Source organism: Dokdonella sp. (assembly GCF_049593775.1).
Lineage (GTDB): Bacteria > Pseudomonadota > Gammaproteobacteria > Xanthomonadales > Rhodanobacteraceae > Dokdonella.
This window is the reverse complement of the sequence record NZ_JBAWHJ010000118.1, coordinates 1-4,744: the sequence shown is the minus strand read 5'-3', so window position 1 is coordinate 4,744 and position 4,744 is coordinate 1. Positions and strand designations below refer to the sequence as shown.

At 58.6% G+C, this 4,744-nt stretch carries 4 protein-coding genes; 3 read left to right on the top strand and 1 reads right to left on the bottom strand.

All coding sequences use genetic code 11. The features are described 5' to 3' along the window. The 3 genes from WBP53_RS03895 to WBP53_RS03885 all read left to right on the top strand — a co-directional run. A partial coding sequence (locus WBP53_RS03895; RefSeq protein ID WP_423926133.1) for a hypothetical protein occupies positions 1-1,153 on the top strand: 1,153 nt, incomplete at its 5' end. Then, positions 1,150-2,103: a hypothetical protein gene (locus WBP53_RS03890; protein ID WP_423926131.1), complete on the top strand. Its 954-nt coding sequence runs from the start codon at positions 1,150-1,152 to the stop codon at positions 2,101-2,103. The genes WBP53_RS03895 and WBP53_RS03890, both read left to right, overlap by 4 nt. 209 nt (positions 2,104-2,312) lie before the next feature. Beyond that, the gene (locus WBP53_RS03885) at positions 2,313-4,052 is read left to right on the top strand and encodes a tetratricopeptide repeat protein (RefSeq protein WP_423926129.1); all 1,740 of its coding nucleotides are present in this window, start codon (positions 2,313-2,315) and stop codon (positions 4,050-4,052) included. 66 nt (positions 4,053-4,118) lie between these two features. Here WBP53_RS03885 and WBP53_RS03880 read toward each other — a convergent pair. Continuing rightward, positions 4,119-4,744 (bottom strand): glutathione S-transferase C-terminal domain-containing protein (locus WBP53_RS03880; RefSeq protein WP_423926127.1); only part of this gene is annotated, 626 nt, incomplete at its 5' end.

Genomic DNA, 4,744 nt, shown 5'->3' with positions numbered 1-4,744 from the left:
TGCCGGAGGTGGTACTGAACTGGTGCCTGCGTTGGAAACAGCCTATGCACTGCCTGATGAGCCAGGCATGGCGCGTTCGGTCATCGTCATTACCGACGGCGAGATTGCCGCCGGGGGCGAAGCTTTCTCGGCTGCGCGATCACAATTGGGGCACGCGAATACGTTTGTGTTTGGCGTGGGTGCAAATGTGAATCGACCAGTAATCGAGTTGCTTGCACGTGCCGGAAACGGCGAGCCCTTCGTCTTGGAGGATTTCAACAAGGCTGATGCCGTAGCCGAACGCCTGCGCACTTACATTGATCGCCCCTTGTTGACTAACGTTGAAGTGGTGTTCGAGGGTTTTGATGCCTATGAGGTCGAGCCGCGGAAGGTTGCCGATCTTCTGGCCGAGCGTCCCGTTGTTCTGGTCGGACGTTATCGAGGTCCGGCCCAGGGCCAAATCCTCATCAGTGGCGCGACAGGCAATGTCCCGTATCAGGCATCGGTGGAGCCCGATCGCAATTCGACATCCACATCACTTTCAGCGCTCAGGCTGCTATGGGCACGAACCAGGGTTCAACGTCTTCTCGACGAGCAGTCGTCGGCAGGCTGGGGTCCTGGTCCCGACGAGAACAACAAACAGGAAATTACTGCCCTTTCCCTCGACTACGGATTGCTGTCGCCGTACACCTCCTTCGTGGCGGTCGATGAGGTTGTTCGTACCGACACTGTCGCAACTGCAGTCAGGCAGCCGGCTATCTCCCGGACTGCAGCAGCTCCGCCTCCGCCTCCACTTTCTGCGCCCGAGCCCTCGTATAGCGTGGCGGGAACCGGCAATGCATTGGCCCTGATCCGCACGCTCGACGGTACCTCCAGGGCGAGCTTGCCCAGACCAGAGCCGGATCCAACTCGGGTCAGGGTGGCAGGTCGTGATTTCGAACTTCGTGACGGTCGCTGGGTAGATCTCTCCTACCGTGAGGACATGACCTTGCTGCGGTTGCGTGCCGACAGTTCCGTTGTTGCGCGTCTGCTTGAGTCGAATCCTGAACTGGTTCACGCACTCGCTCTGGGCAAACGTGTCGTTGTCGTCATCGGCGAGATAGCCGTGTTGATCGGTCCAGACGGATTCAGCGACATACCGGAGGCTACCCTGGAACGCCTGTTGCGCGGATGATCAGGGCCTGGGTTGCGTGCCTGCTGCTGGCGGCTTTTGAAGTCGCTTCAGCCGACACTGCGCGACGTGACGCAGTCTTTGTTCTCGGCGAAGACGCGCCTGGCGAAACGAAGTTTTTCGAGCCGGCCGCCAACTACTACCTTGATCTAAAGCGCCGCGACGTCGATCTTCTCGTCACCGGCGCGCGCTCGTTCCAGGATGTGCGCGAATGGCTTGTTCGATCGCACGATGATAAAGACCTTCCATGGGGACGAATCGTTCTGGTTGCACACGGATCGCCCTGGGTAGGTTTGGCCAGTCCCCTCTACGCTGATGGTACGCGCGCAGACCTTCCGGATCTTGAACGTGCAATCACGCGCGGCGAGTTTCCCGCATTGCCAGAGAGGGTGTTCGATGCGCAGACGCAGATTGTTCTTGAATCGTGCGGAGTAGGCCGAAGAATCGACTTGCTTGATCTCTATGCACGCTTGCTTGGCGGAACGAACGGAGACAAGTCTCGGGTCACGGCCAGTAGCAATTGGGTGGAGTTTGGGCAATCCAGGGGGCAGAATGGCAAGCTGACAACCTGGCGGGCAGAGCGACCATTTGATGCCGAGATCGTGCCTGGCACAACTCTCGACCACGCGCTGGAAGTCCTGATTCGTAGCAGGCTGGCTGTACATCTTCGTCAAGACCCTGGCGCGAACTCGCAGGCACTGGAAGAAAGTTGGCGCACGGCGCCGGTACGTATCAAGCTGGCAATGTCAGATGCCAGTCAGTGTCGTTCCAGTCGAGTCGTACGCGGACTTCGCGCTCACCATTCGGTTCGGGACAAATTGCGGGGCTACGGATTGCAGGGCAAGGATTTGGCATGGCGAGTGGAGCAGGGTGCTGCGGGTTGCACCCTGGTAGGCGAGGGCACCTTGGCAGTTCTTGGCCTGGGCAAGCTCTCGGGCGACTTGCTGCCCTGATCGTCAAGTCGCGATATCTTCTCGCAGGAATTGGTGATGCTCCAGTGCGCATGTCGACAGCGGATTGGAACTGCCCGCTGCAACGCCACTGCATGCCAGGCTGATCGGGTGCCTTGAATCTTGCACTGTCAGATAAGCTTCTCTTTGCTCGGACCAATATTGAACAGGGCTTTTCCTGACTGATGAATGCAACACCGCTACAACAGCAGATGACACAGGCCACGCAACACCACAGGCTGGGTGAGCTTGAGGCGGCGAAAGCGCTGTATCTGAAAATATTGAAGTCTCAGCCCGGGAATCCCGATGCACTGCATCTGTTCGGTCTGGCTTGCCATCAGCAAGGTGACCACTGGACTGCGGTCAAATACATCAGGCAAGCTGTCGAAAAGGTGCCTGGTCAGCCTGTCTTGCGCAACAACCTGGGCGACGCCCTGCACAAGGCTGGTGATCTGGGAGAGGCTGTTGGACAGTTGCAACAGGCTCTGGCGCTTCGGCCCGGATACGCGGGCGCACATCTGAATCTTGGAGTAGTACTGGCTGCGTTGGGTGATCATGATGCGGGGCTGCTACACAGTCAGGAAGCCGCTCGCCTGGATCCCGAACGAGCAGAGGCCTGGTTCAATCTGGGCATGCTCCAGCTCGATCACGTGGCGCTTGAGGATTCCATTCAATCATTGCGTGTGGCGTTGAGAATTCGTCCGACCTATCGTGCCGCCGCCTGCAGCCTTCTATACGCATTGAACCTGTTGCCCGGTGCCGATCCGGTAGCAGTAGCCGATGAACACTGCCGAGTGGCATCTGGCCTGTTCTCAAGTGTGCAAAGGGTTTCGACATGGCCAATGCCCGCCGGGAAAATTCGCATCGGCTATGTGTCGGGTGATTTCCGCGCACATGCGGTGAACTATTTCCTTGAGCCCGTGCTTGAGCATCAGGATCGGGACAGGTTCGAGATTTTTTGCTATTCCGATGTAACGAGACCTGACAATGTGACCGAGCGTCTGCGCGGATTCGTCCGCCACTGGCGCGAAATTTCGGACTTGAACGACGAAGGGGTCACCGAGCTGATCCGTTCCGATCAGATCGACATCCTGGTCGATCTCGCCGGTTACACCGAACACTGCCGACTCGGCGTATTCGCGGCAAAACCCGCTCGATGCCAGATCAGCACCATAGGCTATCCGAACACGACCGGCTTGGGTGCGATGGACTTCCGGGTAGTGGACTCGATCACGGCGCCTCTTGACCAGGCGCCAGTCGGTATTGAATCGTTGTTGCGTCTACCGCCTGGATTCGCATGCTTTCGGCCGCCGCAACATGCGCCGCAGGTCCGGCGAGCGCCCGTTTCGCTCAATGGCTTCGTTACATTCGGCTGCCTGCACAAGCTGGAAAAGCTGAACGCGGTCGTTGTCGAAACATGGGCGCAGATCCTCCGGGAGAATCCCGAGAGTCGCCTGCTCGTGGCTAGAGACCAGTTGGACGCCTGGCATCAACACAGGCTTGAAGTCGCGTTTGCCAAGCTGGGTATTGGCGCAGACAGGCTGGAGCTGGTTCACTTGTGCGACCCGGCGCAGAGTTTCTTCGAGGTTTTTTCCCGAATCGACATCCTGCTTGATGTATTCCCGTGGAGTGGCCATACGATTGCCTGCTGCGCGCTCTGGATGGGTGTCCCCGTTTTGACGCTGAGGGGGGAATCGCATGCTGGTCGGATGGTCGCCAGCGTGCTTGACGGTCTTGGCTTGAATGAGCTGATTGGCGAGGATGTCGACTCCTATTCGCGCATCGCTGGTGATTTTTGCAGGCAACCCGATCGCATCGCAGAACTCCGCGCAGGCATGCGAGCGAGGATGCAGCAATCACCTCTGCGGGATGAGTCTGGCTTCACTCGCGCATTCGAGGCGGGCTGCTTGTCTGCCTTCAATGACACACTGGCGTCGGACACCTCCGGCTGAAATCGCGGAACGTTGGGGCTTCGCTCATGGCTAGCCTGACCATCGACGGCGCAGCCGGAAATCAGCTCAGGATGCGTTTCCGGATTTCGACATGGCCCACTCGAGATCCACGGCTGATTTGACCCGGGGGCGCGCAACTGTCCGTTCCACGTATGCCGCGAGGGCAGGCCAGCGAGCCATGTCGAATCCGGACGCCTTGATCAGCAGCAGGGCCCAGATCAGATAGGCATCGGCGACGCTGAAATGGCTTCCCAGCAGGTAGTCGCCGGTCTTCTCAAGATGGCGTGCCACGTATGCAAGGGGTCGTGAGACTTCTCCGCGGACCCAGGACTTGACGGAATCCGGTGTGCCAGCGCCGAACGTAGGAAAATTGAATCCCTTGTGCAACTCCGTTCCGACGAAGCTCAGCCATTGCTGCAACTGGTAGCGACCAAGGCTGGAACAGGGAGGAGCCAGGTTTGAGTCTGGGCTGAGGTCGGCGATGTATTGCAGTACGGCAGCGCTTTCGGTGAGCACGTCGCCGTGGTTCGTTACGAGCACGGGGACTTTGCCCATAGCCGAGATCGTACGCAAATTGCCTGCTTCGCCAATCAGCTCTCCGTTGTCGAAGATGTCTGCATGGTGATAGTTCAATTCGATGTCGGCTTCCAGCGCAGCGATTCGAGCCGACAATGAGCACGCCATGGGAAAGT

Bases quoted from the DNA above. Each gene is read 5' to 3' on its own strand.
- WBP53_RS03890 (WP_423926131.1), top strand. From the start codon at position 1,150: ATGATCAGGGCCTGGGTTGCGTGCCTGCTGCTGGCGGCTTTTGAAGTC.
- WBP53_RS03885 (WP_423926129.1), top strand. From the start codon at position 2,313: ATGACACAGGCCACGCAACACCACAGGCTGGGTGAGCTTGAGGCGGCG.